26 protein-coding genes are annotated in these 25,058 nt (G+C 70.2%); 16 read left to right on the top strand and 10 right to left on the bottom strand.

What is annotated here, in order from left to right; genetic code table 11:
• Nucleotides 1-34: 34 nt before the first annotated feature.
• The 3 genes from cysQ to BSZ36_RS02475 all read right to left on the bottom strand — a co-directional run bounded on the left by cysQ (nt 35) and on the right by BSZ36_RS02475 (nt 3,505).
• Nucleotides 35-835 (bottom strand): 3'(2'),5'-bisphosphate nucleotidase CysQ, encoded by an 801-nt coding sequence (cysQ, locus tag BSZ36_RS02485; protein ID WP_094545677.1) that lies wholly within the window; start codon nt 833-835, stop codon nt 35-37.
• 204 nt (nt 836-1,039) lie between these two features.
• Nucleotides 1,040-1,978, bottom strand: coding sequence for a UDP-glucuronic acid decarboxylase family protein (locus tag BSZ36_RS02480; RefSeq protein WP_094545675.1), 939 nt, complete (start codon nt 1,976-1,978; stop codon nt 1,040-1,042).
• A 138-nt stretch (nt 1,979-2,116) separates the two neighbouring features.
• On the bottom strand, nt 2,117-3,505 hold the full coding sequence (locus BSZ36_RS02475; RefSeq protein WP_094551115.1) for a UDP-glucose dehydrogenase family protein: 1,389 nt from the start codon (nt 3,503-3,505) through the stop codon (nt 2,117-2,119).
• Nucleotides 3,506-4,026: 521 nt separating this feature from the next.
• On the opposite strand from BSZ36_RS02475, the gene BSZ36_RS02470 reads away from it, so the two are divergent.
• The 4 genes from BSZ36_RS02470 (at nt 4,027) to BSZ36_RS02455 (ending at nt 7,796) form a co-directional block, all read left to right on the top strand.
• Nucleotides 4,027-5,121, top strand: coding sequence for a sensor histidine kinase (locus BSZ36_RS02470; protein ID WP_094545673.1), 1,095 nt, complete (start codon nt 4,027-4,029; stop codon nt 5,119-5,121).
• A complete protein-coding gene (locus BSZ36_RS02465; protein WP_094545671.1) occupies nt 5,114-5,884 on the top strand; it encodes a LytR/AlgR family response regulator transcription factor in 771 nt (256 codons plus the stop codon). Before BSZ36_RS02470 ends, BSZ36_RS02465 begins: the two co-directional genes overlap by 8 nt.
• An 89-nt stretch (nt 5,885-5,973) precedes the next feature.
• Nucleotides 5,974-6,588 (top strand): DUF6624 domain-containing protein, encoded by a 615-nt coding sequence (locus tag BSZ36_RS02460; protein ID WP_094545669.1) that lies wholly within the window; start codon nt 5,974-5,976, stop codon nt 6,586-6,588.
• Between the two features lie 92 nt (nt 6,589-6,680).
• Nucleotides 6,681-7,796, top strand: coding sequence for a mannose-1-phosphate guanylyltransferase (locus tag BSZ36_RS02455; protein ID WP_094545667.1), 1,116 nt, complete (start codon nt 6,681-6,683; stop codon nt 7,794-7,796).
• Between the two features lie 49 nt (nt 7,797-7,845).
• On the opposite strand, the gene BSZ36_RS02450 is transcribed toward BSZ36_RS02455, so the two are convergent.
• Together BSZ36_RS02450 and BSZ36_RS02445 are read right to left on the bottom strand one after the other, a co-directional pair.
• A complete protein-coding gene (locus BSZ36_RS02450; protein WP_094545665.1) occupies nt 7,846-8,265 on the bottom strand; it encodes a hypothetical protein in 420 nt (139 codons plus the stop codon).
• A 117-nt stretch (nt 8,266-8,382) separates the two neighbouring features.
• Nucleotides 8,383-8,802, bottom strand: coding sequence for a hypothetical protein (locus BSZ36_RS02445; RefSeq protein ID WP_094545663.1), 420 nt, complete (start codon nt 8,800-8,802; stop codon nt 8,383-8,385).
• A 368-nt stretch (nt 8,803-9,170) separates the two neighbouring features.
• On the opposite strand from BSZ36_RS02445, the gene BSZ36_RS19185 reads away from it, so the two are divergent.
• The gene (locus BSZ36_RS19185) at nt 9,171-9,644 is read left to right on the top strand and encodes a DUF4342 domain-containing protein (RefSeq protein WP_179270979.1); all 474 of its coding nucleotides are present in this window, start codon (nt 9,171-9,173) and stop codon (nt 9,642-9,644) included.
• Nucleotides 9,641-10,513, top strand: coding sequence for a TIGR02757 family protein (locus tag BSZ36_RS02435; RefSeq protein ID WP_218827527.1), 873 nt, complete (start codon nt 9,641-9,643; stop codon nt 10,511-10,513). The genes BSZ36_RS19185 and BSZ36_RS02435 overlap by 4 nt, the downstream gene beginning before the upstream one ends.
• Here the strand turns inward: BSZ36_RS02435 and BSZ36_RS02430 are convergent.
• The 4 genes from BSZ36_RS02430 to hrcA form a co-directional block, all read right to left on the bottom strand.
• Nucleotides 10,510-11,055, bottom strand: coding sequence for a flavin reductase family protein (locus tag BSZ36_RS02430; protein WP_094545657.1), 546 nt, complete (start codon nt 11,053-11,055; stop codon nt 10,510-10,512). The two genes, BSZ36_RS02435 and BSZ36_RS02430, sit on opposite strands and share 4 nt — an antisense overlap.
• 82 nt (nt 11,056-11,137) lie before the next feature.
• Entirely contained in the window at nt 11,138-12,304 is a 1,167-nt protein-coding gene (dnaJ, locus tag BSZ36_RS02425; protein WP_094545655.1) for a molecular chaperone DnaJ, read from the bottom strand.
• A 35-nt stretch (nt 12,305-12,339) separates the two neighbouring features.
• On the bottom strand, nt 12,340-13,011 hold the full coding sequence (locus BSZ36_RS02420; protein ID WP_094545653.1) for a nucleotide exchange factor GrpE: 672 nt from the start codon (nt 13,009-13,011) through the stop codon (nt 12,340-12,342).
• Between the two features lie 11 nt (nt 13,012-13,022).
• Nucleotides 13,023-14,117 (bottom strand): heat-inducible transcriptional repressor HrcA, encoded by a 1,095-nt coding sequence (gene hrcA, locus BSZ36_RS02415; protein WP_179270978.1) that lies wholly within the window; start codon nt 14,115-14,117, stop codon nt 13,023-13,025.
• Between the two features lie 251 nt (nt 14,118-14,368).
• Between hrcA and BSZ36_RS02410 the strand changes: the two genes are divergently transcribed.
• Entirely contained in the window at nt 14,369-14,872 is a 504-nt protein-coding gene (locus tag BSZ36_RS02410; RefSeq protein ID WP_094545649.1) for a hypothetical protein, read from the top strand.
• A gap of 4 nt (nt 14,873-14,876) precedes the next feature.
• On the opposite strand, the gene BSZ36_RS02405 is transcribed toward BSZ36_RS02410, so the two are convergent.
• Nucleotides 14,877-15,944: an isoaspartyl peptidase/L-asparaginase family protein gene (locus BSZ36_RS02405; RefSeq protein ID WP_094545647.1), complete on the bottom strand. Its 1,068-nt coding sequence runs from the start codon at nt 15,942-15,944 to the stop codon at nt 14,877-14,879.
• A 48-nt stretch (nt 15,945-15,992) separates the two neighbouring features.
• Between BSZ36_RS02405 and BSZ36_RS02400 the strand changes: the two genes are divergently transcribed.
• The 9 genes from BSZ36_RS02400 (at nt 15,993) to BSZ36_RS02360 (ending at nt 25,043) form a co-directional block, all read left to right on the top strand.
• The gene (locus tag BSZ36_RS02400) at nt 15,993-16,424 is read left to right on the top strand and encodes a hypothetical protein (RefSeq protein WP_094545645.1); all 432 of its coding nucleotides are present in this window, start codon (nt 15,993-15,995) and stop codon (nt 16,422-16,424) included.
• 120 nt (nt 16,425-16,544) lie between these two features.
• Nucleotides 16,545-17,366: a DUF3347 domain-containing protein gene (locus tag BSZ36_RS02395; protein ID WP_094545642.1), complete on the top strand. Its 822-nt coding sequence runs from the start codon at nt 16,545-16,547 to the stop codon at nt 17,364-17,366.
• 371 nt (nt 17,367-17,737) lie between these two features.
• The gene (locus BSZ36_RS02390) at nt 17,738-19,180 is read left to right on the top strand and encodes a TolC family protein (protein ID WP_179270977.1); all 1,443 of its coding nucleotides are present in this window, start codon (nt 17,738-17,740) and stop codon (nt 19,178-19,180) included.
• An 11-nt stretch (nt 19,181-19,191) separates the two neighbouring features.
• Nucleotides 19,192-20,625, top strand: a complete 1,434-nt coding sequence (locus BSZ36_RS02385; RefSeq protein WP_143536726.1) for a multicopper oxidase family protein — start codon at nt 19,192-19,194, stop codon at nt 20,623-20,625.
• A gap of 76 nt (nt 20,626-20,701) precedes the next feature.
• A complete protein-coding gene (locus tag BSZ36_RS02380; RefSeq protein ID WP_094545637.1) occupies nt 20,702-21,247 on the top strand; it encodes a DUF411 domain-containing protein in 546 nt (181 codons plus the stop codon).
• Nucleotides 21,244-21,636: a heavy metal-responsive transcriptional regulator gene (locus BSZ36_RS02375; RefSeq protein ID WP_094545634.1), complete on the top strand. Its 393-nt coding sequence runs from the start codon at nt 21,244-21,246 to the stop codon at nt 21,634-21,636. Before BSZ36_RS02380 ends, BSZ36_RS02375 begins: the two co-directional genes overlap by 4 nt.
• A gap of 240 nt (nt 21,637-21,876) precedes the next feature.
• A complete protein-coding gene (locus BSZ36_RS02370) occupies nt 21,877-22,332 on the top strand; it encodes a DUF305 domain-containing protein (protein ID WP_094545631.1) in 456 nt (151 codons plus the stop codon).
• Between the two features lie 56 nt (nt 22,333-22,388).
• A complete protein-coding gene (locus BSZ36_RS02365; RefSeq protein ID WP_094545628.1) occupies nt 22,389-23,699 on the top strand; it encodes a cation:proton antiporter in 1,311 nt (436 codons plus the stop codon).
• Nucleotides 23,700-23,807: 108 nt separating this feature from the next.
• Nucleotides 23,808-25,043, top strand: coding sequence for a sialidase family protein (locus BSZ36_RS02360; protein ID WP_094545625.1), 1,236 nt, complete (start codon nt 23,808-23,810; stop codon nt 25,041-25,043).
• Nucleotides 25,044-25,058: the final 15 nt, after the last annotated feature.

The raw sequence follows: 25,058 nt of genomic DNA, 5'->3' as shown, positions 1-25,058 counted from the left end.
ACCGGCGCCGAACAACTCTGATGCGCCAGAGGCTCTAAACCAGCCCGTCGAGCCACGCCTCCCACTCCAGGCTCGGGTCACCCCACGCCACCACGGGCGGGTTGAGCAGGTTGGCGCGGTTGTAGGGGAGCGCCTCGCCCTTGTGCTCGCCTTTGAGCGCGACGAGGCGACCGCCCGCGGCGTTCAACACGGCGTGCGCGGCGGCGGTGTCCCACTCCATCGTGGGGCCCGTGCGCGGGTAAAAGTCGGCGGCGCCCTCGGCGACGAGGCAGAACTTGAGCGACGAGCCCATGCTGGTCGCCTCCACCGCGCGTCCGTCCGCTTCGATGCGCTCGATGCACGCCGCGATCTCGGGTCCGGCGTGGTCGCGAGAGGCAACGACCGTTAGCGCAGCCTCTGGCGCCGGGCGCGTGCTCATCGTGCGGCGCGACCCGTTCTCCTCCTTGAAGGCGCCAGAGGCGTCCCCGAGATAGGTCACATTTTTGACCGGCACGTGGACCACACCCATCGTCGGCACGCCGCTTTCGATCAGCGCCACGTTGACCGTGAACTCGCCCGAGCCCTTAACGAACTCCTTGGTCCCGTCGAGCGGGTCGATGCACCAGAAGCGGGTCCAGCCGCTGCGGTCCACGTTCTGCGGGTCGCCCTCTTCGGAGAGGATCGGGATCTCGGGCGTCTCGGCCTCCAGGATCGCGACGATCGCGTGATGGCTGGCGAGGTCGGCCTGCGTCAGCGGCGAGTCGTCCGACTTGTACTCGGTCGGGATGGGTTGGCTGACAAAGGGCAGGATGGCGTCGCCGCCTGCGCGGGCGGCCTTAAGGGCGAGTTCGAGCATTGGGGAGAGGGATGGCCGCTGGCGCGGCGGGGTGCGGGTTGGAGGGATGCGGAGCCAGTGGGGTGGGCCCGTCGCCAGTGGCAGAATGGTATCCGCCTCTGGCGCCAGAGGCGCGGACTAGAGCGGCGCGACGTCTACGCCAGAGGCCTCTGACGCAGGCGTGTCTGCTACTGGCTACTCCCTACTGCCCCCCTCCTGCCAGCGCTAGGCCGCGACGGCGTCGCGGAAGTAGTCCAGCGTGCGCTTGAGCCCGTCGGCGCGGTCCACGCGGGGCTCCCAGCCGAGGATCTCGCGGGCGCGCGTGATGTCGGGCTGGCGGATCTTGGGGTCGTCGGCGGGAAGCTCCTTGTGGACGATCTCGGACGACGAGCCGGTCAGCGCGACGACCTCCTGTGCGAACTCCAGAATGGAGACCTCGTCCGGGTTGCCGATGTTGACCGGATCGTGCTCGCCGCTGGCGAGCAGGCGCCAGATGCCCTCGACGAGGTCATCGACGTACTGGAAGGAGCGCGTTTGGGAGCCGTCGCCGAAGACCGTGATGGGCTCGCCGCGGAGCGCCTGGCCCATGAACGCCGGGAGGGCGCGGCCGTCGTCGAGCCGCATGCGCGGGCCGTAGGTGTTGAAGATGCGCAGGATGCGCGTGTCGACGCCGTGGTAGCGGTGGTAGGCCATCGTGATGGCCTCGGCGAAGCGCTTGGCCTCGTCGTAGACGCCGCGGCTGCCGATGGGGTTGACGTTGCCCCAGTACGTCTCCGGCTGCGGGTGGATGAGCGGGTCGCCGTAGACCTCGCTCGTGCTCGCGATGAGGAACGTCGCACCCTTGGCCTTGGCGAGACCGAGCGCGTTGTGCGTGCCCAGCGAGCCCACCTTGAGCGTTTGGATGGGAAGCTCCAGGTAGTCGATCGGCGACGCCGGGCTCGCGAAGTGCAGCACGTTGTCGACCGGCCCTGCGAGAAAGATGTAGTTCGAAACGTCGTGCTTGACGAACTCGAACCGCTCGTGCCCCATCAGGTGCGCGATGTTGTCCGTGCTGCCTGTGATGAGGTTGTCCATGCAGACGACCTCGTGGCCCTCGGCGATAAACCGGTCACAGAGGTGAGAGCCGAGGAAGCCGGAGCCTCCGGTGATAAGCGTACGGGGCATAGGAGTGCTGCGTGGTGCGGGATGCGAAAGGGAGATCGGCTCAGGGTCCTGCGCGAGAACAGAGCCGATCCTCGGGACCGGACGATCAGGCGCGCAGGACGGAGCCTACGCGCACCCTTACGCAGTACGCGGTACGAACTAGGCGGTCGCGCCGCGCTCGACCGTTGCCGCCTCGTACGAGGGCCGGCCGATGGACGAGTAGGTAAAGCCGAGCTCGGCCATGCGCTTCGAGTCGAACACGTTGCGGCCGTCGAAGACGAGCGGCTGCTTCATGCTCTCGCGTACGCGATCCAGGTCGGGGCGGCGGAACTCCGGCCACTCGGTTGCGACGACGAGGGCGTCGGCGCCAGAGGCGGCGGCATAGGCGCTCTCGGAGTAGGTGAGGCTCCCAGGGCCTTCGAGCGGCGTGTGCTCAAAAGCGGCCTGCGTCGTCTCGACGGCCTCCGGGTCGAATGCTTGGACGGAGGCGCCTCTGGCGACGAGCTCGCGGATCACGACGTGGGCCGGAGCCTCGCGGACGTCGTCGGTGTGCGGCTTGAAGGCGAGCCCCCAGATGCCGATGGTTTTGCCCGTCAGGTCCTCGCCGCCGAGCGCAGCGGTGATGCGCGGGACGAGAACCGTTTTCTGGTCGTCGTTCACGTCGAGGACGGCCTGGAGCATGCGGAACTCGTAGCCCTCCTCTCGCGCCGTGCGGTGGAGCGCCTGCACGTCCTTCGGGAAGCAGGAGCCGCCAAAGCCGATCCCGGCGTAGAGGAACTTGGAGCCGATGCGGCTATCGGTCCCAATCCCGCGGCGGACCTTGTCCACGTCGGCGCCGACCAAGTCGCAGAGGTTCGCGATCTCGTTCATGAACGTGATCTTGGTCGCGAGCAGCGAGTTGGCCGCGTACTTCGTCATCTCGGCGCTCTCCTCGTCCATCACGATGATGGGGTTGCCGGAACGGACGAACGGCTCGTAGAGCCGCGTCATGATCTCGCCTGCGCGCTCGGAGTCGGTCCCGATCACGACGCGCTCGGGCTTCATGAAGTCCTCTACGGCGACGCCCTCGCGCAGGAATTCGGGGTTGCTCACCACGTCGAAGTGCTCGCCGGCCTTCAGGCCGTGCGCCTCGACGGCCTCGATCACGCGGCGGGCGGTGCCGACGGGGACCGTGCTCTTGTCGACGAGCACCTTGTAGCCCCAATCCGGGTTGGCGGCGAGCAGCTTGCCGATGTCGTCGGCGACGCCGAGCACGTACTGGAGGTCGGCGCTGCCGTCCTCGGCGGGCGGCGTGGGGAGCGCGAGGAAGACGACGTCGGCGGGCTCCAATGCCTCCGCGAGGTCGGTCGTAAACGAGAGGCGGTTCTCGCGGATGCCGCGGTCGAAATAGACCTCCAGGCCGGGCTCGTAGATGGTCACGGTCCCGCTCTGGAGCTTGGCGACCTTGGACTCGTCGATGTCGACGCAAATGACCTGGTTGCCCATTTCGGCGAAGCAGGTGCCTCCGACGAGGCCAACGTATCCGGTGCCGACGACTGCGATGTTCATGTTGCGGAAGGTTGGGGGCCGCGCCCGAGGCGCGAAAAGCGAGTGCAAGGAGAGCCTCTGGCGGCGCCAGAGGCGGCCAATCTCGGGCGGGTGCCCGGAACGCTGCGTTAAGGTCGCGCCCATTCGGGATCGGCAGACCCGCGCGACGGCTTGAATGGAGACTGCGCGAGGGGCCGCTGGCGCAGGTCGGCGGGGTACGGGGTACGGGGTACGGGGTACGGGGTACGGGAAGCAAGCCGGCCCGGGCCTCTGGCGCCAGAGGCCGGGCTCCGCTGCGTTCTGAGAGCTCCCTGAAGAGATGCGCCTGGAACGGCGATCTCTTCTGTCCCCCCTCCGAGGGGGACAGGGTCCGCGACCGTAGGGCGAGCGGACGCAGCGGGTCGCCACGGAGCGGTGCGGCCTCCGCCTCTGGCGCTAGAGGTGGAGGCCGCACCGCTTATCACGGCCTCGCACCGCTCGTCCCTTTCGCCGCGACGCCAGAGGCCCGGCGCGGTAGCCTCCTCCTGTCACCCGCCGACCCGATGCCGATCTCCTCCACCCGCCGCCGCCTCTACTGGGCCTGCCAGCTTCTCGGCTGGGCGCTGTTCCACGCGCTGTTCGTGGTCGTCGGCGTGGCCTCTGGCGGGCTGCCGTCCATCGGGCCCGGCCGCCTCGCGGCGTTTGTCGCCAGCGGCTTGGCGCTCAACATCGCCGCGACGCACGTGCTGCACCGGCTGTCCTCGCGATGGGCATGGCCCGACCGGCCCCTGGCGGCGCTGCTGCTGCGCGTTATCCCGACCGTGATCGCCCTGGGGGCGGCGGTGTCGGTTCTCAGCAACCTCGTCGTGGCGGGGAGCGACCTCCTTTTCGGGCCTCTGGCGCCCACGGCTCCGCCGCCCGTCCGCGTGGACGTGGTGACGGTCAGCGGCGCGGCGTTCAACGCCATCGTGTTCGGCGCGTGGGCCGTGGTCTACTACCTCGCGGTCTATGCCTTCCGCTTCCGCGACGCTGAGCGCGACCGGCTCGTCCTCCGCGCGAGCCTGGCCGAAGCGCGGCTCCAGGCGCTCGACCAGCAGCTCAACCCGCACTTCCTGTTCAACGCGCTCAACTCCATCCGCGCGCTCGTGCTGGACGAGCCGCACGAGGCCCGCCGCGCCGTCACGCTCCTCTCCAGCCTCTTGCGCCAGACCCTCAAGGCGGGCCGCGAGGCGACGCACACGCTGGAGGCCGAACTGGCTCTCGTCCGGCCGTACCTCGATCTCGAAGCCATCCGCTTCGGCGACCGGCTCCGCGTGTCGTGGGACGTTGCGCCAGAGGCCTCTGGCGCCGAGGTCCCGGCGCTCTTGCTGCTCACGCTCGTCGAGAACGCCGCCAAGCATGGCGTCGCGCGGTGCGAGGCGGGCGGCGAGATCGCCGTGCGCGCCCATGCCTCTGGCGACGTGCTCACGCTCGACGTCACCAACCCCGCTGCGCCTCGGGCTTCCGCGCCAGAGGTCGCAGGCGGGACTGGGACGGGCCTCGCCAACGCCCGCGAGCGCCTCGCTCTCCTCTACGGCTCCGCCGCCGATCTCTCCCTCTCCCACGACGCCGACCGGGTCACCGCCCGCGCCCGCCTCCCCTTCCGCTCCGATGCCTGAGACCCTCCGCGCCCTGATCGTAGACGACGAGCCTCTGGCGCGGCGCGAGATGCGCGCGCTCCTGGGGGATCACCCCCGCGTAGAGATCGTCGCCGAAGCCGGCAGCGCCGACGAGGCCGACGCCGCACTCGCCCGCCTGGCCGCCTCTGGCGAGGCACCCGACGTGGTCTTCCTCGACATCCAGATGCCCGGCCGGACCGGCTTCGAATGGCTCGCGGGCCTGGACGCCGCGCCCCAGGTCGTCTTTGTGACCGCCTACGACGAGCACGCCCTGGAGGCCTTCCGGGTCAGCGCGCTGGACTACCTGCTCAAGCCCGTCGAGCCCGCCCGTATGGCCGAGGCCGTCGCCCGCCTCTCGCGGCGCGACGCTACGCCAGAGGCCTCTGGCGCCGCCACCTCGCCAGAGGCGCCGCTCGGTCCCGATTCCCGCGTGTTCGTCAAGGACGGCGCCCGGATGCACCTCGTCCGCCTGGGCGACGTGCGGCTGTTCGAGTCGGTCGGCAACTACACCCGCTTCGTGTTCACCGGCGCTGATGGGCGCGAAGAGTCGCCGCTCGTGCTCCGCTCGCTGGGTGCGCTCGAAGACCGCCTGGACCCCGCACACTTCGCCCGCGCCAACCGCGCGCAACTCGTCGGACTGGCGCACATCGCGCGGATCGATGACGCCCTCAACGGCGGCCTTCTGGTCCGCCTGACCGACGGCACCGAGGTCGAGTTCTCGCGCCGCCGCGCGGCCGCCCTGCGAGACCGGCTCAGCCTCTAACCAAGGCCCCAACACCCCCGGGTCAGGAAGCGGAATCCCGCCTTCCCTGCCATCGCTCTGCCTTTTTCACACCCCACACCCCCGCTCCCATGAAAGCCATCCTCCTCGCTCTCGCCTTCATCCTCGCCCTCCCGGCCGCCGCGCAGTCCTCGCCAGAGGCCTCTGGCGCCACAGACCCCGCGCTCCGCTCCGAGCTGCTGAGTATGTACGAGGCCGACCAGGCCATCCGCCAGAGGCTGATCGAAGCCGGCATCGCCGAGCCCGACAGCGCGCTCCTCGCCGAAATGGTCGCGACCGACGCGGCGCACCTCGCGCGCGTTGTCGAGATCGTGGATGTGCACGGCTGGCCCGGCGCGGCGCTCGTGGGGATGGACGGCAGCAACGCCGCGTTCATGATCCTCCAGCACGGCGACACCGCCACGCAGGAGCGGCTTCTCCCGCTCGTCGAGGCCGCCTACCGTTCGGGCGACCTCCACGGCCAGAGCTACGCGCTCCTCCTCGACCGCGTGCTCGTCGGCAAGGGCGAACCGCAGGTGTATGGCACGCAGGCCGGGTTTGGCGCCGAGGGCGAGATCCTCGTGTCGCCTCTGGCGGACCCGGAGACCGTGGACGCGCGCCGCGCCGAGGTCGGCCTGCCGCCGCTGGCGGAGTACCTCGCGATGCTGGAGAGTTTTTACTTCCCCGAGGCCACCGGCACGGAATAGCGGCTGCGGGTGGCCGCGCGCGAGGCCTCTGTCGACGCACGAGCGCCAGAGGCCCGCTCCCTATCTTGGCCGTCCCCTCTGACCGCCCCCTTATGTCCCTCTACGCCGTGATCATGGCCGGCGGCGTCGGTAGCCGCTTCTGGCCGCGCAGCCGCCGCGCCACGCCCAAGCAGTTCCTCGACGTCCTCGGCCCCACCTCGCTGATCCAGAACACCGCCGCCCGGCTCCAGGGCCTCGTCGAGCCCGAGCGGATCTTTGTCGTCACCCACGCCGACTACGTAGAGCAGACGCAGGAGCACCTTCCCTTTGTCCCGGCCGAGAACATCCTCGCCGAGCCGATCGCGAAGAACACCGCGCCGTGCATCGCCTTTGCCGCCGCGCGCCTGCACGGCCTGGACCCGGACGCGACGATGCTGATCCTCCCCGCGGATCACCTCGTCCAAAACGTCAAGCGCTTCCAAGAGGTCGTTCGCGAAGCCGTCCGCCGCGCCGAGACGCCAGAGGCGGACGGGGCCTCTGGCGCGTTCCCACTCGTCACCATCGGCGTCCGCCCTACGCACCCCGAGACGGGCTACGGCTACATCCAGTACGACGCCGACGGCGAGACCGATGGCGTAAGCGACGACGGCCCCGCGGCCACGCCAGAGGCGCACCGCGTGATGACGTTCGCCGAAAAGCCTGACCTCGCGACTGCTGAGCGGTTCGTCGAAGCCGGCGACTTCCTCTGGAACTCCGGCATGTTCATCTGGCGAGCCGACGCCATCCTTGCCGAGATGGAGGAACACCTCCCCGAGATCCACGCCCTGTTCGCGCCTCTGGCGAGCAGCCCTGCGCAAGAGGCCATCACGCGCGCCTACGAGCGGACGCCCAAGGTCAGCATCGACGTGGGCATCATGGAAAAGGCCCGCCACGTGTGGGTCGTCCCCGGCGCGTTCGGCTGGAGCGATGTCGGCGATTGGCGCGCAGTGCACGCCGTGGCCGAGAAGGACGAGGCGGGCAACGTGGCCGAGGGCGATGTGATCTTCCACCACACCAGCCGGTCCTACGCCAAAGCGGGCCCGGGCCGGATGTTGGTCCTCGTGGGTTTACAGGACGCGGTCGTGGTGGACGCGGAGGACGCGGTCCTCGTCTGCCACCGAGAGAGTGCGCAGCGCGTCAAGGACGTAGTGGACTACCTCGGCGTGCACGGACTGGATCACCTCACGTGAGCCTCTGGCGGAGTGCAGGCTCTGGCGCCAGAGGCGCTAGCTCAGGCCGTCAATCGGACGGCAGCGTGATGGACCCGTCGATGGCGCTGTAGGACTCCGCAATACGGTTGCCCTCGACGCGGACGTACGCGCCGACGCCGCGAGACGCGGAACTCACGCCGACGATCTCGAGCGTTGTGCCAGTCGCGCTGAGAATGGCGTGTTCGGTAGCGTACACGTTTCCTTCTACCCCCATGACCTCAAATCCGCCGTCCGCGAGAGGCGCGTAGGAGCCGTTTCCGCCGCCGCCATGAACGGTCGCTCGGGCGCGCCAACTCACGGCGTCCATCGCGAGGCGGACGTTTCGGTTCAGAACGTCATCAGCTTGGTTCTGACGGTTCGAGCCCTCAAACACCTGCAATCCGACGACGACAGCGAGGCCGACGATGACGAGTCCGAGAACGAGAAGAAATAGCTGTTGCTGTCCCATGAGTGCAAGGGGTGATGCCCGGCGGAATTGACTCTGTTTACAGATCGGCCCCCAACTGCTAGCAGTTGGGGGCCGGAAAGGCTGAACACCAAGTGTGCTCGTACTGCCCCTTTGGTCCTACTGACCGTCAGGGAAGACCGCCGTGCTGATGTCATCAGCGTCCGTACCCACAACCGTCACGACGACTTCAGCATCGCTGCTGCCGCTAGCACCGGTGATGGTGATACCCGTGCAGGCAGTGTTTGCGAGCGTGTACGTACCATTCACGTTCGTAGCGTCAACGCCGAGGAGAGCGAGAGTAATAGGGGTGTCGTCATCGGCGGCACCGTTCGAGCAGAAGTTGCCCTCACCACCGCCGAATGCCTGAGGCTTGAGCGCCCAGGCCTGGGCGTCAGATGCGATGCGGATGCCGTCATTGGTCATCGCGTCGATGTTGGATTTCTGCTGGTTCTCGCCAAATGCCTGGATGCCGACGACGACCGCGAGGCCGACGATGACGATGCCGAGGACGAGGAGGAGGAGCTGCTGCTGGCCCATGATATTGGGGGTGTATTGGTTGGAGCGTGGCGCCCCGGAGTGAAGGGCCCAGAGTGGACCCGGATTCAATCTGGGCGCCGTGGGGTGGCGTCCCGTTCGTGATGAGGCCTCTTGCCAGAGCCGTGCCGAAGGAGGCCTCTGGCGCGTGCCACCCCGACATCAGCGGTATAAACAGTCCAAAGGGTGCGTTTTCCTGCGCTTGCGGCCCTTCCGAATGCCCACGCATGCCCGAATGCCCGTCAGAGGGCGCAGAACTGGGCCTCTGGCGACCGTTCCGATTCGAAACGGGTGGGGTGTCTCTTCCTCCACATCCGAAACAAAACGGCGCGCTTGGCCGTGGAGAGCGCTCCCCTCTCCCCCACACGCCCATGAGCTCCCGCCCTTCCCTGAAAGACGTCCAAGATGAGGCGTCCCGCCTCGCCGATACCGCCAAGGACCGCGCCGCTGTCGCCGTCGAAGAGGTCAAGGTGGCCTCCAACCAGATCGTCGACAAGGTGCGCGAGCTGATTGAAGAAGGCAACGTGCGTCGCATCTCGCTCCGCAAGGGGGAGAAGACGCTCTTCGAGATTCCCCTCACCGTCGGGGCCGGCTTTGGCGCCGCGGCACTCCTTCTCAACCCGATGCTCGCTGCCGTGGGCGCCGCCGCCGCCCTCGTGGCCGACGTGACGTTGGAGGTCGAGCGCGACCCCGAGGCCGTCGCCGCGCAAGAGGCCGAAAAGGCTCGCGCGACCGCCGCAGGCGAGGACGTGCACAACGTGAACACGCCAGAGGCCTCTGGCGAGGAGTCCGACGACTCTGGTGCCGCGCCGAAGACGATGGGCCGCCCCGCCGACGAGGAGTGAGCCGACCGCTGCCTGCTTCGAAGGACCCCGCCGCGTCGTTCCCTGCCGTTCCGCCTCCGCCAGAGGCGTTGCGCGCAGAATTGAACGCGCTCGTCGGGCGCTACGAGCGGACAGCATTTATAGGAGACGATCCCGTCTCCATCCCGCACGCGTTCGAGAGCCCGGCCGACCGAGAGGTGGCCGGGCTTTTTGCGGCCGTTCTCGCGTGGGGACGCCGCAACATCATGCTCGCCAAGCTGGCGGAGCTGATGGAACGCATGGACTACGCCCCTGCGCGGTTCGTGCGCACGTTTGACGCCTCTCGCGACGGCCACAGGCTGGACGGCTTCAAGCACCGCACGTTCACCTCTGGCGACGCGGTCGCGCTCACGCTCGCGCTCCAAGCCGTTCTCAAGCGCTACGGTTCTATCGAGTCCCTCGCGCTTGCGCACCTCCCGCGAGAGGCTCCGCACATCGGCCCAGCGCTGCAAGGCTTGTCCCAGACGCTTATGACCATCGTTCCGGGCACGCCGACGCGGCTGAAGAAGCACCTCGCGCGGCCAGAGACGGGCAGCGCCTGCAAGCGCCTCTCGATGTACATGCGCTGGATGGTGCGGCCCGGCCCCGTTGACTTCGGCCTCTGGCGCGGCATCGCGCCGTCGCAGTTGCTTCTCCCCTTAGATGTGCACACTGGGCGGCAAGCCCGCCGGCTTGGCTTGCTTCAGCGCTCGTACGACGATTGGCGCGCGGCGCTTGAGCTCACCGCCGCCTGCCGCGCGATGGACCCCAGCGATCCCTGCCGCTACGACTACGCCTTATTCGGCCTCGGCGCGTACGACGGACAACCGATGCCCGACACAGACAACTCTCCTCTGGCGCCAGAGGCTTAGACCTCCGCTCCGACGCCGCGATACGACTGCTGGAGGTAGAGCAGTGGGTCGCCCTCGCGCCCGGGCACGATCTCTTCCACGCGACCGACAACCAGCGTGTGGTCTCCGATCTCCACGCGCGCGTGCGGTCGGCAGAGAAGAATCCCGAGCGTGCCGTCCAAGAGAGGCAGGCCGCGCGAAGTGGGCCAGTGCGCAATGTCTTCCAGCTGGTCCTCTAGATCTGGAATGGCGAAGCGGGCGGCTGTGTCCGCCTGCTCCGACGCGAGGAGGTGGACCGCAAAGCTCGGCGCCGTCTCTAGCGCTTCGTGGAAGCGCGTGCCGTGCGTCACGTTAAACGTCACGAGCGGCGGCGCGAGGCTCGCGCTCGCGAACGAGCCGATCGTGGCCCCCCGCGCGCCTCTGGCGCCGACGCAGGTCACCACCACGACCGGCGAGGCCCATTGGCGGAGCGTTTCGCGCAGGCTCTCCCCGTCAGCGGGGACAGAGCCGGGCCGCTCGGCGGCCTGATCGGTCGGGGCGGGGTCGTGGGGCGTGGCGTCCATGCCCCCCTGTACCGCCCGATGCGCGGCGGGGATTCCGCCGCGCCAGAGGCCTCTGGCGTGACCAGGGCCGTTCCGCCAGAGGCTAGCCCGCGAAGGCGTCTTTCACGCGCGAGAAGAAGGAGCGCTTCTCGCGGCTCTCTGGCTTGGGCGTCATCTCGGGCTCCAAACGGAGCTGCTCTAACGCTTCCGTAAGCGCCGGCGAGAGGGTTTGGGGCGTCCACACGTGGACGTGGACCATCTGGTCTCCCTTGCGGCCGCCGCCGATCTCGGGGAGGCCCCGTCCGCGCATCCGGAGAACGCGCCCGCTCTGGATACCGGGATCGATGCGGAGCTTGGCGCGGCCGCGGAGGGTGGGCACGTCCACCTCGGTGCCGAGCGCGGCATCGGGGAACGAGAGGTGCAGGTCGTGGAGCACATCGAGGCCGTCGCGGGCGAAGTCCTCGTGGGGCGTTTCGTTGATCTCGACGCGGAGGTTGCCGGGTGCGCCGCCACGGACGCCCGCGTTGCCGGCCCCACGGATCTGGAGGTAGTGCCCGCCCGAGACGCCCGCAGGCACTTCGACCGTGATCGTCTCCTCGCCCTTGGTGCGGCCCTCTCCCTCACAGACCGAGCACTTGTCTACGACGATCCGGCCCTCACCCGCACACGTGGGGCACGGCTGGACGTTGACGAACTGGCCGAGAATGGAGTTGGTGACGGTGCGGACCTCGCCTTGGCCGGCGCACGTGGGGCACGTTTCGAACCCCGCGTCTCCGTTTTCGGCACCCGACCCATCGCACACCTCGCAGGCGATGAACTTGCGCAGCTTGAGCTGGCGCTCCACGCCTTCGGCGATCTCTTCGAGCGTGAGTTCCAGCCGGACGCGGAGGTCCGAGCCCGGACGGCCCTGGCCGCGACGGCGCCGGGCGCCTCCGAAGCCGCCCCCACTGAAGCGCGGGTCCTGCCCGAAGATGTCGGAGAAGGCGGAGAAGATGTCCGAGATGTCGTTAAATCCCGCGCCTCCGCCAGAGGCCGCGCCGCCGAGTCCCTGGCGGCCAAACCGGTCGTAACGGGCGCGTTTGTCGGCATCGGAGAGGACTTCGTACGCCTCGGCCGCCTCCTTGAAGCGGCGCTCTGCCTCGGCGTCGCCCGGGTTGCGGTCCGGGTGCGACTCCATCGCGCGCTTGCGGTAGGCCTTCTTGATGGCCTCTGGCGACGCGTCGCGCTCGACGCCTAGGATCTCGTAAAAGTCAGTGGTCTCGGTAGCCATAGGGGTGCGCCAGAGGCGCGAGGCGGAGGTCGGCGCTATCCGGCGACGATGACGCGCGCGTGGCGCAGAATGCGGTCGCCGATGCGGTATCCGGGCTGGATTTCCGCAAGAACGGTGCCCGAAGGCGTGTCGGCGTCGGGAGCGGGCTGCTGCATCATCGCCTCGTGGAGGTCCTCGCTGAACGGCTGCCCGGTGGCCTCGATGCGCTCGACGCACATCTTCTCCAGCGTGCTGCCGTACTTCTTGAACACGAGCTCGATGCCCTCGGCGAGTGCTTCGAACGCTGGCGACGTGCCCTCGCCGTCCTGCTTGCCCTGCCGCCGCGAGGCGTCGAGCGAGCGGCGGAGATCGTCGTAGATCTCCAGGAAGGGGACCAAAATGGAATCGCGGGCGCGGGCCTCATCGGCGCTGCGCTGCTCGTCGGTCCGGCGGCGGTAGTTCTGGAACTCGGCGGCGCGGCGGAGGAGTTGGTCCTGGAGCGACTTGTTCTCCTCGCGGAGGCGCTCCATTTCGGTGGCCTGCTCGGCCAGCTCGTCCACGGCGTTTACGGCCACGTCGGCGGGGTCGTCCTGTTTCATCTGGTTGCGTACGTCGTCTCGGACCGATGCGCCGGGGCCGTCCTGTTGCGCCCCGGCGGGGGGCGTTCCAGCGGGCTGCGCCTCTGGCGCCAGAGGCCCGGAGGTCGGGACGTTGGGGTCGGTCGGCATCCGAGGTGAGGTTAGTCGGGGGAATCGGTGAGGAGGCCCGCGACGTGCTCCACGAGGGCGACGGCGCGGGGGTAGTCCATGCGGGTGGGGCCGATCACGGCCACGGCGCCTCTGGCGCCGCCCTGCCGGTACGGCGCGGCAACGATGGAGTAGGCACCGCTGGAGTGCTCGGTCTCGCGGCCGATGAGGACCACGGCTTTCTCGGGCGCGGAGGGGTCCACGAGCGCCGGCGTTTCGAGCAGGTGCACGACCACGTCCTCACTCTCGGCCAGTTCGACGACCTCGCGGACGGTCTCGGGCGCGGAGAACTCGGGCTGGCTCACAATGTGCTGCGCGCCGCTGATCGACGCGCGCCGCTCGGGGGACGGGTCGCGGAAAAGGTCGGGCGCCTCGCGCAGGACCACGCGGACGACGCCGGTCTGGTCGCCAGAGGCGAGGTCGTGGAGGCGGTCGGCGCCGGTCTGGCGGATCTCGTCTAGCGTGAGGCCGCTCAGTCGCTCGTTGAGGCGCTGCACCACGCGGTCCAGGTGGTTCGTATCGACCGGGATCTCGACCTCGGCCTGCACGGTCCGGGCGAAGCCGCCGCGGATGGCGAGTACGAAGAGGACGCGGTGCGAGGAGAGCGGCACGACTTCGAGGCGGTCCAACACGCCCGTCGAGAGACGCGGCGTAAGGACAACGCCGAGGAGCTGCGCGAGCCGGCCGAGCAAGCGGCTGGAGTCCCGCGCGACGGCCTCCAGGTCACCCAGGCGCCGCGTGACGGTGTCGCGCAAGAGGTCGGCGTCGCGCGAGGAGAGGCCGCGCACGTCCATCAGCTCATCCACGTACAGCCGGTAGCCTTGCTGCGTGGGCACGCGGCCGGACGACGTGTGCGGGTGCCCGAGGAAACCCGCTTCCTCCAGCGTCCGCATCGTGTTGCGGAGCGAGGCGCTGGACAGCTCGAAGTCGTCCGCGAGGGCCTTGGAGCCGATGGGCGACGCGCTCTGGATAAACCGCTGCACGATCCGACCGAGCACGTCCCGCTCGCGCTCGGAGAGGCCGAACGGATTCCCGCCGCGCAGCGAGGCGCGGTCAGAGGCAGAAGGGGTGTGGAGCGGCTGGGGCATCGGGTCCTCGCAGTCGTGAGGGCTGAACATATCGGCCAAACGACGCTGTGGCCCAAACAACGACAACACGCGGCCGCAGTTGTGAACGGCATGCGCAGGCGCGCACGTTTGGCACCTTTTTGACCGAGGGCCTCTGGCGGAGCCGCTGGCGAGCGGTCCACAGCAGGTCGGCCTCTGGCGAAACCAACACCGAGGGCCTGCCGGATATTTTGCGACCTCGCCTCCGCCCCTTAGCTCCTACACCGCTCTTCGTGCCGACCGTCGATCCGTTTGTCACGACCCGTTTCGCGGACTCGCGCGCAAGCCTCTTTCCCGCGACGCTGCTCGCCTGCATGGCGACAGCACTGGGTGGCGTCATGGTCCTCACACCGAGCGTTTTCGTTAGCGAGCCGCCGCACATCGGGCGAACGATCTCAAGCCCAACACAAGCTTTCCTCTTCGGGCTCCTGATCCTTATCGCGACAGCTCTCGCGTACCGTGCGAAGTACCGGTGGGCGCTCGCGCACCACCCCGCGGTCACCCTCACCCCCGAGGGGATGTACCTCGCAGCCGCAGGCACCACGAAACGGCTCGCCTGGCCGTCCGTGCTGGAAACACAGGTCCAATGGAAGGACGGCGCAGAAACGCTAACGGTGCGGACGGAATCTGAGACCTTCGATGTCCCACACACGCGCGTCTCAGGAGACCTCAAGCGCGTGGCCGAGGCGATCGCAGTCTACCGAGCGGCCCACGCGCCAGAGGCCTCTGGCGCCTGAGGCGCTACTCGCCGTACATCGCCGTCATCACCTTGCCGGAGCGCGTGATGGTCCCGCGGTACATGCCCTCCGTGTTGAACGGGAGGCCCGCTTCGCCAGAGGCGTCCAGCACGATGACGCCGCCGGTCCCGCCGGCCTCGGTCAGCGTGGTGTTGATCACGTGGTCGGCGGCCTCGGCGCAGGTCTCGCCGAGGTACTTCGCACGCGCCGCGATGTCGTGCGCGATAGCGAGGCGGATGAAGTACTCGCCGTGGCCGGTCGCGCTCACGCCGCAGGTCTCGTCCATGGCGTAGGTCCCCGCGCCGATGATGGGGCTGTCGCCGACGCGGCCCCAGCGCTTGTTGGTCATGCCGCCCGTGGACGTGCCGGCCGCGAGGTGCCCGCCGTTGTCCAGCGCGACGGCGCCGACGGTCCCTTTCATCTGCCAGTCCTCGGGCGCGATCCATGCGGGCGTGCCCGCCTCTGGCGCCAGAGGCACGCCGTTGGCGCCGGTGGCGTCGTTCATGGCCTCGCGCTCACGCTGCTGCACGCGGTCCAGCGCGGCGCGGCGGCTCGCGGTGTGGAAGTACGTGTTGGGCACGGTTTCGAGGCCCTGCTGCAGCGCGAACTCCTCGGCGCCTTCGGCGGTCAGGAGCACGTGCGGGCTGTTCTCCATCACGGCCCGCGCGAGCGAGATCGGGTGGCGCACGTGCTGCGTGTTGGACGAGGCCCCGGCCATGCCCGTCGCGCCGTCCATGATGGACGCGTCGTGGCGGACCGTCCCGTCGGCGGCGAAGACGCCGCCGCGGCCGGAGTTGAACTGCGGGTCCTCTTCCATGAGGTGGATCGCGGCGACCACGGCGTCCAGCGCCGGGCGCCCCGCTTCGATCTCGGCGTGGCCCGCCCTCAGCGCCGCCTCCAGCGAGGCGCGAATCGAGGCCTCTTGCGCGTCGGTCATGTTGGCCTTCGTGATGGTCCCGGCGCCGCCGTGGATGACGAGCACGACGGGGTCCTCTGGCGCGTCCTGCGCTCCGGCGGGAGACGCCAGAGGCACGAGGGAGAAGAGGCAAAGGAGAGAGAGGAACCGGCACATAGCAGAGCGGGGTAGTACGTTCGTCGTCAAGATACCCGGCTCCCCCTGGTGCTCCACACGTTCCGCCGTTCGTCTCGCCTCGCCACGCTGCTGGTCCTCGCGCTCGTCGCAGGCCCCGCCGCGAGCGCGCTGTGCCCGCACGCGGAGCCGCTGGCGCCAGAGGCCGAGACGCACGAAGCGGCGATGGACCACGGCGCGATGGACATGGCGCCCGCGCCAGAGGCCGCACCGTGTCACGACGAGCCCCCGGCGCCTGAGCCGGAGCCTGACGCCGACTGCCTCTCCGCCTGCTGCGCCGCCGACGCCCCCGCGCCGGTCGTGCCCACGCTGACGGTTGACGCGCCTCCAAGTGTGCCGCTGGCAGCGGTCTCCGAAGCGCCTCTGGCGACCGACGAGGCGCCAGCCCCGACGCCCGAGCCCGCCCCTCCGCCAGAGGCCCGGCTCCGCGTCCACCTGTTGCTCGGTCGGTTCCTGACCTGAGGGCTCCGCGCGTCGCCGTGACGCGTCGTTCCGCCGCGCCCGTACGCGGCGCTGGTCGTCCGGGCACGTCGCCCGGCCCTGCTCTGCGGTCGCCTCTGGCGTCCGCCTGCCCTCAGGATCATGTCCCGCTTTCTGCTCGCGCTCGGCGTTCTCGCCGGGTGCGCCGCGCCGCCCGCCCTATTGGAGTCGGCGCCTCCCGCCTCGCCAGAGGCCTTCGTCTCGCTCGCACCTCTGGCGCGGGCGCCCCAGCCCGTCCTCCCCGCCCCGCTGCGTCGATCTGCCTCTGGCGCGATGCCGGCGGATCACGCCGCGATGGGCCACGCCCCGGCGGACCACGCTGCAGCCGGCCACGCCCCGATGCCGCCAGAGGCCTCTGGCGACACCGCCGCCGCGCCGTCCGCTCTGGGAGACGCGCTCGACGCCTACCTCGCCATCCAGAGCGCCCTCGCTCGCGGCGCCTTCGAGGGTGTCGCCGATCACGCGCTGGCCTTTGCCGACGCGTGGAGCTTTGCCGCTGAGGAGGCGCCAGAGGCGGACCCGCACTTCTGGCACATGCGCAGCGCCGAGGTCGATGCGGTGGAAACGCACGCGTTCGTGCTTGCGGACGCCGAAGACCTGGACGCGGCGCGAGAGGCTTTTGGCGCGCTTAGCGCCCCGTTCGTCGCCCTCGTCGAGGCGCACGGCGCGCCTGCGGGCTACGGCCTCTCGCGGTTCTCCTGCGGCATGCGCTCCGACCTCCCCGAGGGCGGCGTGTGGCTCCAGCGCGGGACCGAAACGCAGAACCCGTACTTCGGGTCTCGGATGCTGGCCTGCGGCACGCGCGGCGCCGCCGTCCCCGCCCGCGCGGACGACATGAGGATGGGCCCGCCAGAGGCCGCCCCCGCCTCTGGCGCGATGCCCGCGCCCGCGATGAGCCACGAGACGATGGATCACAGCGGATGACGACTCTCAGCTCCTCCACGTCCCTTCCTGACACGCCTCCCCCTACAGCGTCATTCCCGCGGACGCGGGAATCCAGAGTACCGGGCGATCCCACGAGCCGATCCGCAGTGCCGCAGACGCGCGCCGGGTGCTGCTCCTCGCAGTCCTCGGTTTCCCTGACCGGCTCGAGCGCGCGAGGGCCTCTGGCGCTCGCCATCCTGGATACCCGCCTGCGCGGGAATGACGGTCGGGGGAGCGAGAGCAACCCGGGTCCTCCTTTCGGCGCCGCCCTTCTCCCAGACCAGAGGGAGGGGTGCAGAGCGCCTCGCCACGGCTATGCCTCACGGCTCCGGCGCCAGAGGCCGGGCTTCCGCTCCGGCGGCGTCGCGGGCTTGCTCCTCCTCGCCCTTCTTGCGAGCGGCTGCGCGGGTGTCCGGCCGCACGAGGCCGAAGCGGACCTCCGCACCACGCTCGACGGCCGCGCCGAGGCGCCCGTCCTCTGGCGAATGGACGCCGACGCCGACCGCGAGGCCGACGCCGCGGTCGAGCGGCTTCTGGCGGACTCGCTCTCGGCCGACGAGGCGGTCCAGATCGCGCTCCTGAACAACCGGCGGCTCCAGGCCACCTACGAAGACCTCGGCGTCGCCCAGGCCTCGCTTGTCCAGGCCGGCCTGCTCGGCAACCCCGTGTTCGGCGGACGCGCGCTGTGGGGGCTGGACGAGGGCGGCGCGCCCGACCTCGGCTTCAACGTCGCCTTCGAGTTTCTGGACGTGCTCTGGATCCCGATGCGCCGGCGCGTCGCCCGCAGCGAGTACGGCGCCGCGCGCGTCCGCGTGGCCGAGGCCGTGCTCGACCTCGCGGCACGCACCCGAAGCGCCTACACGCGCGCCCAGGCCGACCGCCTCCGCCTGTCGTTCCAGACCGAGATCACCGCCCGCGCCGAGGCCGCCTACACCGCCGCGCTCCTCTTGCGCGAAGCCGGGACGATCCCCGCCGCCGACGTGCTCGCCGAGCAGGCCCGCTACGAAGGGACCCGGCTGGACCTCGTCCTGGCCGAACAGGCCGCGATGGAATCGCGCGAGAGACTGACCCGCACGATGGGGCTCTCCGCCAGCGACTACCGGCTGGGTGGCCGCCTGATGCCGGTCCCGGACGACGAGCCTCTGGCGCAACCCGTCTCGCCAGAGGCAGACACACCAGAGGCCTCTGGCGAAACGCTCGACGTGGCCGCGCTCGAAGCGCGCGCGCTCGAGTCCAGCCTCGCGCTCCAGGCCGCCCGCTACGACGCCGAGGCCGTCGCCGGGCGCCTCGGACTCGCCAGAGGCGCTGCGATCCTGCCCGACCTCGAACTCGGCGGCGAACTCGAACGCGAGGACGGCGAGTGGGAAGCCGGCCCCGAGGCCGAGATCGTGCTCCCCCTGTTCGACCAGGGCCAGGCCCGCCGCGCCGCCCTCCACGCCGAGCTCCGCCGCGCCCGCGCCGACTACGCCGCGACGGCCGTCGACGTGCGCTCGGCCACGCGCGTGCTCGCCTCCCGGCTGGGCGCCACGCGCCGCGTCGCGCTCCAGTACCAACGCGTGCTCCTGGCGCTCCGCGCCGACCTCACGGCCCAGACCCTCCGCCAGTACAACGCCATGCAGACCGGCGTTTTCGGCCTGCTCCTCGCGCAAGAGGCCGAGGCCGACGCTGCCCGACGCTACGCCGACGCCCTCGCGGCCTACTGGGACGCCCGGACCGACCTCGACGCCCTCCTCGCCGGCCGGATGCCCGACCTCGGCGCCTCCGCCCTGCCCTCCGCCTCTGGCGCCATGCCCGCGCCCGAGGCGGGCCATTGACCCGCACCGCTATGAACCGACGCGACCTCCTCGCCTCTGGCGCCGCCGCGATTGGCGGCTTCGCCCTCGGCGGCCGCCGCGCCGCCGCGCTCCCGGTCCGCTGGGACCCCGAAGCCGCCGCCGACTCCCTCACCGCCCGCGACACCACCCTCGCGCCAGAGGCGGCGCCCACCTCCGCGACCACGCCAGAGGCCTCTGGCGCCCGGCCGGCTTTCCAGTCCCCAGCCCCCAATCCCCAGTCCCTCGCCACGAAGTGGCAGGGCGACCGCCCCGCCCGCGTCTACACCCCCAACGGCTCCTCCATCACCGGGCGCCGCGCCGACGACGGTGCGTGGGTCTACCACCTGACCGTGGGCGAGGTGGAGCACACGTTCGCGCCCGGCCTGACCGCCACCTGCTGGGGCTACAACGGCGAGGTCCACGGCCCCACATTCGAAGGCGTCGAGGGCGACGACGTGCGGATCTACGTCACGAACAACCTGTCCACGCCAACGACGGTCCACTGGCACGGCGTCTTCCTGCCAAGCGGGATGGACGGCGTGGGCGGTCTCAGCCAACCCGTGATCGGGCCGGGCGAGACGTTCCTCTACGCGTTCCCGCTCAAGCAGAACGGGACGTTCATGTACCACGCCCATCACGACGAGATGACGCAGATCGCGCTCGGCCTGACGGGCATGTTCATCGTGCACCCGAAGGCCTCTGGCGCCAGAGGCGTGGACCGCGACATCGCGATCATGCTCCACGAGTGGTACGTGGAGCCGGGCACGAGCCGCCCGGACCCCAACGTGATGAGCGACTTCAACCTGCTCACCATGAACGGGCAGGCCTACCCCGGGACCGCCCCGCTCGTCGTGGGTCACAACGACCGCGTGCGGATCCGCTTCGGCAACCTCTCGCCGATGGACCACCACCCCATCCACGTCCACGGCCACGCGTGGAAAACGGTCGCGACCGATGGCGGCCCGATCCCCGCCAGCGCCCAGTGGCCCGAGAGCACCGTCCTCGTGCCCGTCGGCGCGACCCGCACCGTCGAGTTCGTGGCCGACGCGCTCGGCGACTGGGCGCTGCACTGCCACATGACGCACCACGTGATGAACCAGATGGGCCACGACGTGCCCAACACGACCGGCGTCGACAGCCGCAGGCTGGACCGCGCCGTGCAGCCTCTGGCGCCCGGCTACGCCACGATGGGCGAGGCCGGGATGGACGAGCACGGCCGCCACATCGAAATGGGCCACATGTCCGTTCCGGACAACTCCATCCCGATGGTGGGCCAACAGGGCCCCTTCGGATACATCACCATGGGTGGGATGTACACCAACCTGAAAGTCCGCCCCACCCCCGTCGCCTACGACGCCGACCCCGGCTGGTGGGACCACCCCGCCGGGACCGTCGCCCGCCGCGTAGGTGCCGAAGCCGCCGCCCGCGACGGCATCACGCTCTAAACGGCATCGCGCTCAACCCCGCCCGGCCTCTAGCGCCAGAGGCCTTCCCTAGCTTTCGTTCTCAACCCCCAACACCATGACGTCCTCTTTCCGCCTTCTGGCCCTCGCCGCGCTTCTCCCCCTGGCGGCCTGCCAGCCCGACGACGCGCCCGAGCCCGTCGACACCGCCACGCCGGCCACGCCAGCGGCCACCGCCGACACGCCCATCGTGCCGACCTCCGCCGACGGCCCGCTCGTGACCGTCTACAAATCGCCGACCTGCGGCTGCTGCTCGCTCTGGGGCGAGTACCTGGAGAAAGAGGGCTTCCAGGTCGTCAACCGCGACGTGCAGAACATGGCCGCCGTCAAAGACAGCCTCGGCGTCCCTGCGGACCTCGGCTCGTGCCACACCGCGACCGTCGAGGGCTACGTCATCGAGGGCCACGTCCCCGCCGAGCCCATCCGCCAACTCCTCGCCGAGAAGCCCGACGCCAGAGGCCTGAGCGTCCCCGGCATGCCCCTCGGCTCGCCCGGCATGGAGCAGGGCGACCTCCGCCAGCCCTACAACGTGCTGATCCTCGACAAGACCGGCGAGGCCTCGGTCTACGCGTCCATCGAGGGCTCCACGCCGACGCAGGGATGACCATCGGCGCCCTCGCCGAGGCCTCTGGCGTCTCGGTGGACACGATCCGCTTTTACGAGAAGCGGGGCCTGTTGCCCGCCCCGCCGCGCACGTCGGGCGGCTTCCGCGACTACGGTCCGGAGGCCGCCGGGCGGCTCTCGGCTATCGCGCGGGCCAAGGCGCTCGGCTTCACGCTCGCCGAGACCGCCGCCATCCTCTCGTGGAACGCCTCGCCCCAGGCCGACGCCGCGGCCGTCCGCGACGCCGCGCGAGACAGGCTCCGCGAGACCGAAGCGCAAATCGCCGACCTGGAGCGCCAGAGGCACAAGCTGGCGCGGCTCGTCAACGCCTGCGGCGGCGAGGACACGGCGCGCGAGGACTGCCCCATCCTGAACGAGATCGCGGGCTAACCCCGCCAGAGGCCTCTGGCGCGGCGCGCATGGACCGCCTAATGAACCCCAGGATGTTGTCATCGCGAGCGAAGCGCGGCGATCTCGTGCCGCCGAGCGCTGAGTGACGAGATCGCCGCGTCGCTGCGCTCCTCGCGATGACACCTGTTTTGGTAGGGCGGCGCCTCTGGCGACCTCGCCCTCGCGGGAACTCTAGAGCGGGGTCCAACCCGTAGCTCTCCTAAGTCCCCTCTTCCTCTCATGAAAGGCTCCTCCTACGTCCGCTTTTTCGCCATGATCATCACCTCCACGCTGGTGATGCTCGCGCTTATGTACTCCACCGTCTACGCCGCCGATCACATCTGGTGGAGCAGTACGAAAGCGTTCATGGCCGTCTACATGGGCGCCGCGATGGCGGTCGTGATGCTGGCGTTCATGCTCGGGATGTACACGGACGCGAAGAAGAACGTCGCCATCTTCGCCGGAGCAGCCCTCCTCTTCGCGGGCGGGCTGTGGCTCGCGCGGAGCCAGCAGACCGTTGAGGACGTGGCGTGGATGAAGGCGATGATCCCGCACCACTCCATCGCCATCCTCACCAGCACGCGCGCCGAGATCCGCGACCCGCGCGTGCGCCAGCTCGCCGACGAGATCATTGAGGCGCAGCGGCGCGAGATCGCCGAGATGGAGGCGCTGATCGCGGAGTTGGAGGGCCAGTAGCCTCTGGCGCCAGAGGCGCGCGTGAACCCTGCACGTTGCCCGGGGGTTGAGCGCCAATGGACCCACGCATCGTCAGCTTTGTGCTCCTCGGGATCGGGCTCTGGGGCGCCGTCGCGCTTCAGCCGTGGCTGCGGCGCCTGCCCATCTCCCTGCCGATGCTGTACGTCGGGCTGGGATGGGCCGCGTTCGCGCTCCCGCTCGGGCTGCCCCTCCTCGATCCCGTCGGGAACGAGGCGCACACGCTCGCGGCAGAGTACCTCACGGAGTTTATCGTGATCGTCTCGCTCGCCGGTGCGGGCCTCGCCATCGACCGCCCGTTCGGGCGCGGGTGGCGCGACGTGTGGCCGCTCCTGGCGGTGACGATGCCGCTCTCGATCCTCGCCGTCTCCCTTCTCGGCTGGGCGTGGCTCGGCCTCGCGCCAGCGGCCGCGCTTCTCCTCGCCGCGTCGCTCTCCCCCACCGACCCTGTCCTCGCGCGCAGCGTGCAGGTCGGCCCGCCCGGCGAGAATGAGCGCGACGATGTCCGCTTCGGGCTCACCGTCGAGGCCGGCCTCAACGACGGCCTCGCGTTCCCTTTTACCTACCTCGCGATCGCCGCCGCGGGCGCCAGCGGCCTCGGCCCGTGGCTCGCCGAGTGGGCGGCGGTGGACGTCCTCTGGCGCGTCGGCGCGGGCCTCGTGGTCGGCGTTGCCGTGGGCCGGTTTGGCGGCTGGTGGGTGTTCGACCGTTCGACCGAGACCGGCGACGACAACCACGCCGACGACGAATCGGAGGGCGGGACCAACGAGGGGCTCGTCGTGATGGGGACGCTTCTGGCGGCCTACGGCCTGGCCGAGATGGCCGAGGGATACGGCTTCCTGGCCGTTTTCGCGGGCGCCGTGGCCGCGCGCCAGAGGGAATCCGCGAGCGACTACCACGAGCGCTCGCACCACTTTATCGACCAGATCGAGCAGGTCGTCTTGGTGGGCATGCTGCTGGGCTTCGGCGGCCTCCTGGCCTCTGGCGTGCTCGCGGCGCTGACGTGGCCGGCCGCGTTCGTAGGGCTGGCGGTGATCCTTGTCGTGCGGCCTCTGGCGGGGATCGTGGCGCAGGTGGGGTGCGGTCTGCCGTGGGCGGGGCGCTGGGCCGTCGCGTTCCTGGGCATCCGGGGCATGGGCACGCTCTACTACCTCGCCTACGGCCAGAGCCACGCGGACTTCGAGGGCATGGACGTGCTCTGGGCGACCGCCTCATTCGCGATCCTCGTCTCCATCGTGCTTCACGGCCTCACCGCCGGGCCCGTGATGAGGTGGCTGGAAGCGCACGACGCCAACGTCATCCCCGAAGCGGAGCGTGTGGTGTGGCCCGGAGAGGAACCGGGCGGCTAGCATCTCGGACGCGCGCCCTCGCGCCTGTACCCGATCGGCCCGTGCACGCCAGAGGCCCTCTCGCCATCGCGTAGCACGCGGGGGCTGCGCACCGCACTATCCTACGCCATGCGCGCATTCCTTCTGCCTCTGGCGCTGGCCCTCCTCGCCGGCTGCGCCGATCCGACGTCCACCTCCGGCGACTCGCCAGAGGCTACGAGTCCTGCCGTGACGGAGATCAGCGTCCCAGCGGGCGCGGACAGCGGGCGCCCCCGCCTGAGTGCCACGCCCGGCGGTACGCCGCTCCTCTCGTGGACCGAGCCCGACACCACGCGCGGTGCGGACGGCCACGCGCTTCGCTACAGCTTCTGGCGCGATGCCGCTTGGTCTACGCCCGAGACCGCCGCCAGCGGCGATGACTGGTTCGTCAACTGGGCCGACACCCCCGGCGTGATCCCCATTAGCGAGTCGCTTCTGCTCGCGCACACGCTGCCGATGCACCCCCGCGGCGACTCCCCGTACGCCTACGACGCCGCCGCGAGCGTCGGCAACGGTCGCGTGTGGACGCCAGCGGCGCTCCTCCACGACGACGGCATGCCCGCCGAGCACGGCTTCGTTTCCGTCGCACCTCTGGCGAACAGCAGCGCCGGCGTGGTCTGGCTTGACGGCCGCGCGCAGTCCGGCGGCCACGACGGCGATCACGCGGGCGCGATGTCGCTCCGCTACGCCATGCTGACCGCCTCTGGCGAGCGCCGAGGCGACGCCGTGCTCGACGTGCGCACCTGCGACTGCTGCCCGACCGCGATCGTCTCCACTCCTGAGGGCCCACTCGTCGCCTACCGCGACCGCAGCGAAGCGGAGGTCCGAGACGTCGCCGTGGTTCGGATGGTAGACGGCGCGTGGACCTCGCCCATCGTTCCCCACGCCGACGGATGGACCATCAACGGGTGCCCCGTCAACGGCCCGGCGCTGAGCGCCAGAGGCGCCTCCGTCGCGCTCGCGTGGTTTACCGCCGCGGGCGACAGCGCCCGCGTGCGCCTCGCGTTCTCGCGCGATTCCGGCGCGACGTGGGGTGAGGCCGCCACGCTGGACCGAAGCGCGCCGCTCGGGCGCGTCGGTGTCGCTTTTATCGCCTCTGGCGACGCCGCCGTGAGCTGGCTCGGCACCTCAGGCGACGAGGCAGTTTTGTTTGTGCAGCGCGTCTCCCCCTCTGGCGCCGCGCGAGACGCCGTCGAGGTCGCGCGCATGGACGGCTCGCGCGCCAGCGGCATCCCCCGGATCGTCGCCGCAGGCGACGGCGTCCTCGTCGCGTGGACGGACCCATCCGCAGCGGTCCCGCTCCGCACCGCCCGCGTTCAGCTCTAGGCCTCTGGCGCCAGA

Origin of the sequence: Rubricoccus marinus, from assembly GCF_002257665.1 — a bacterium.
In the GTDB taxonomy this organism is placed as follows: domain Bacteria; phylum Bacteroidota; class Rhodothermia; order Rhodothermales; family Rubricoccaceae; genus Rubricoccus; species Rubricoccus marinus.
This window is presented reverse-complemented; position numbering and strand designations above follow the sequence as displayed.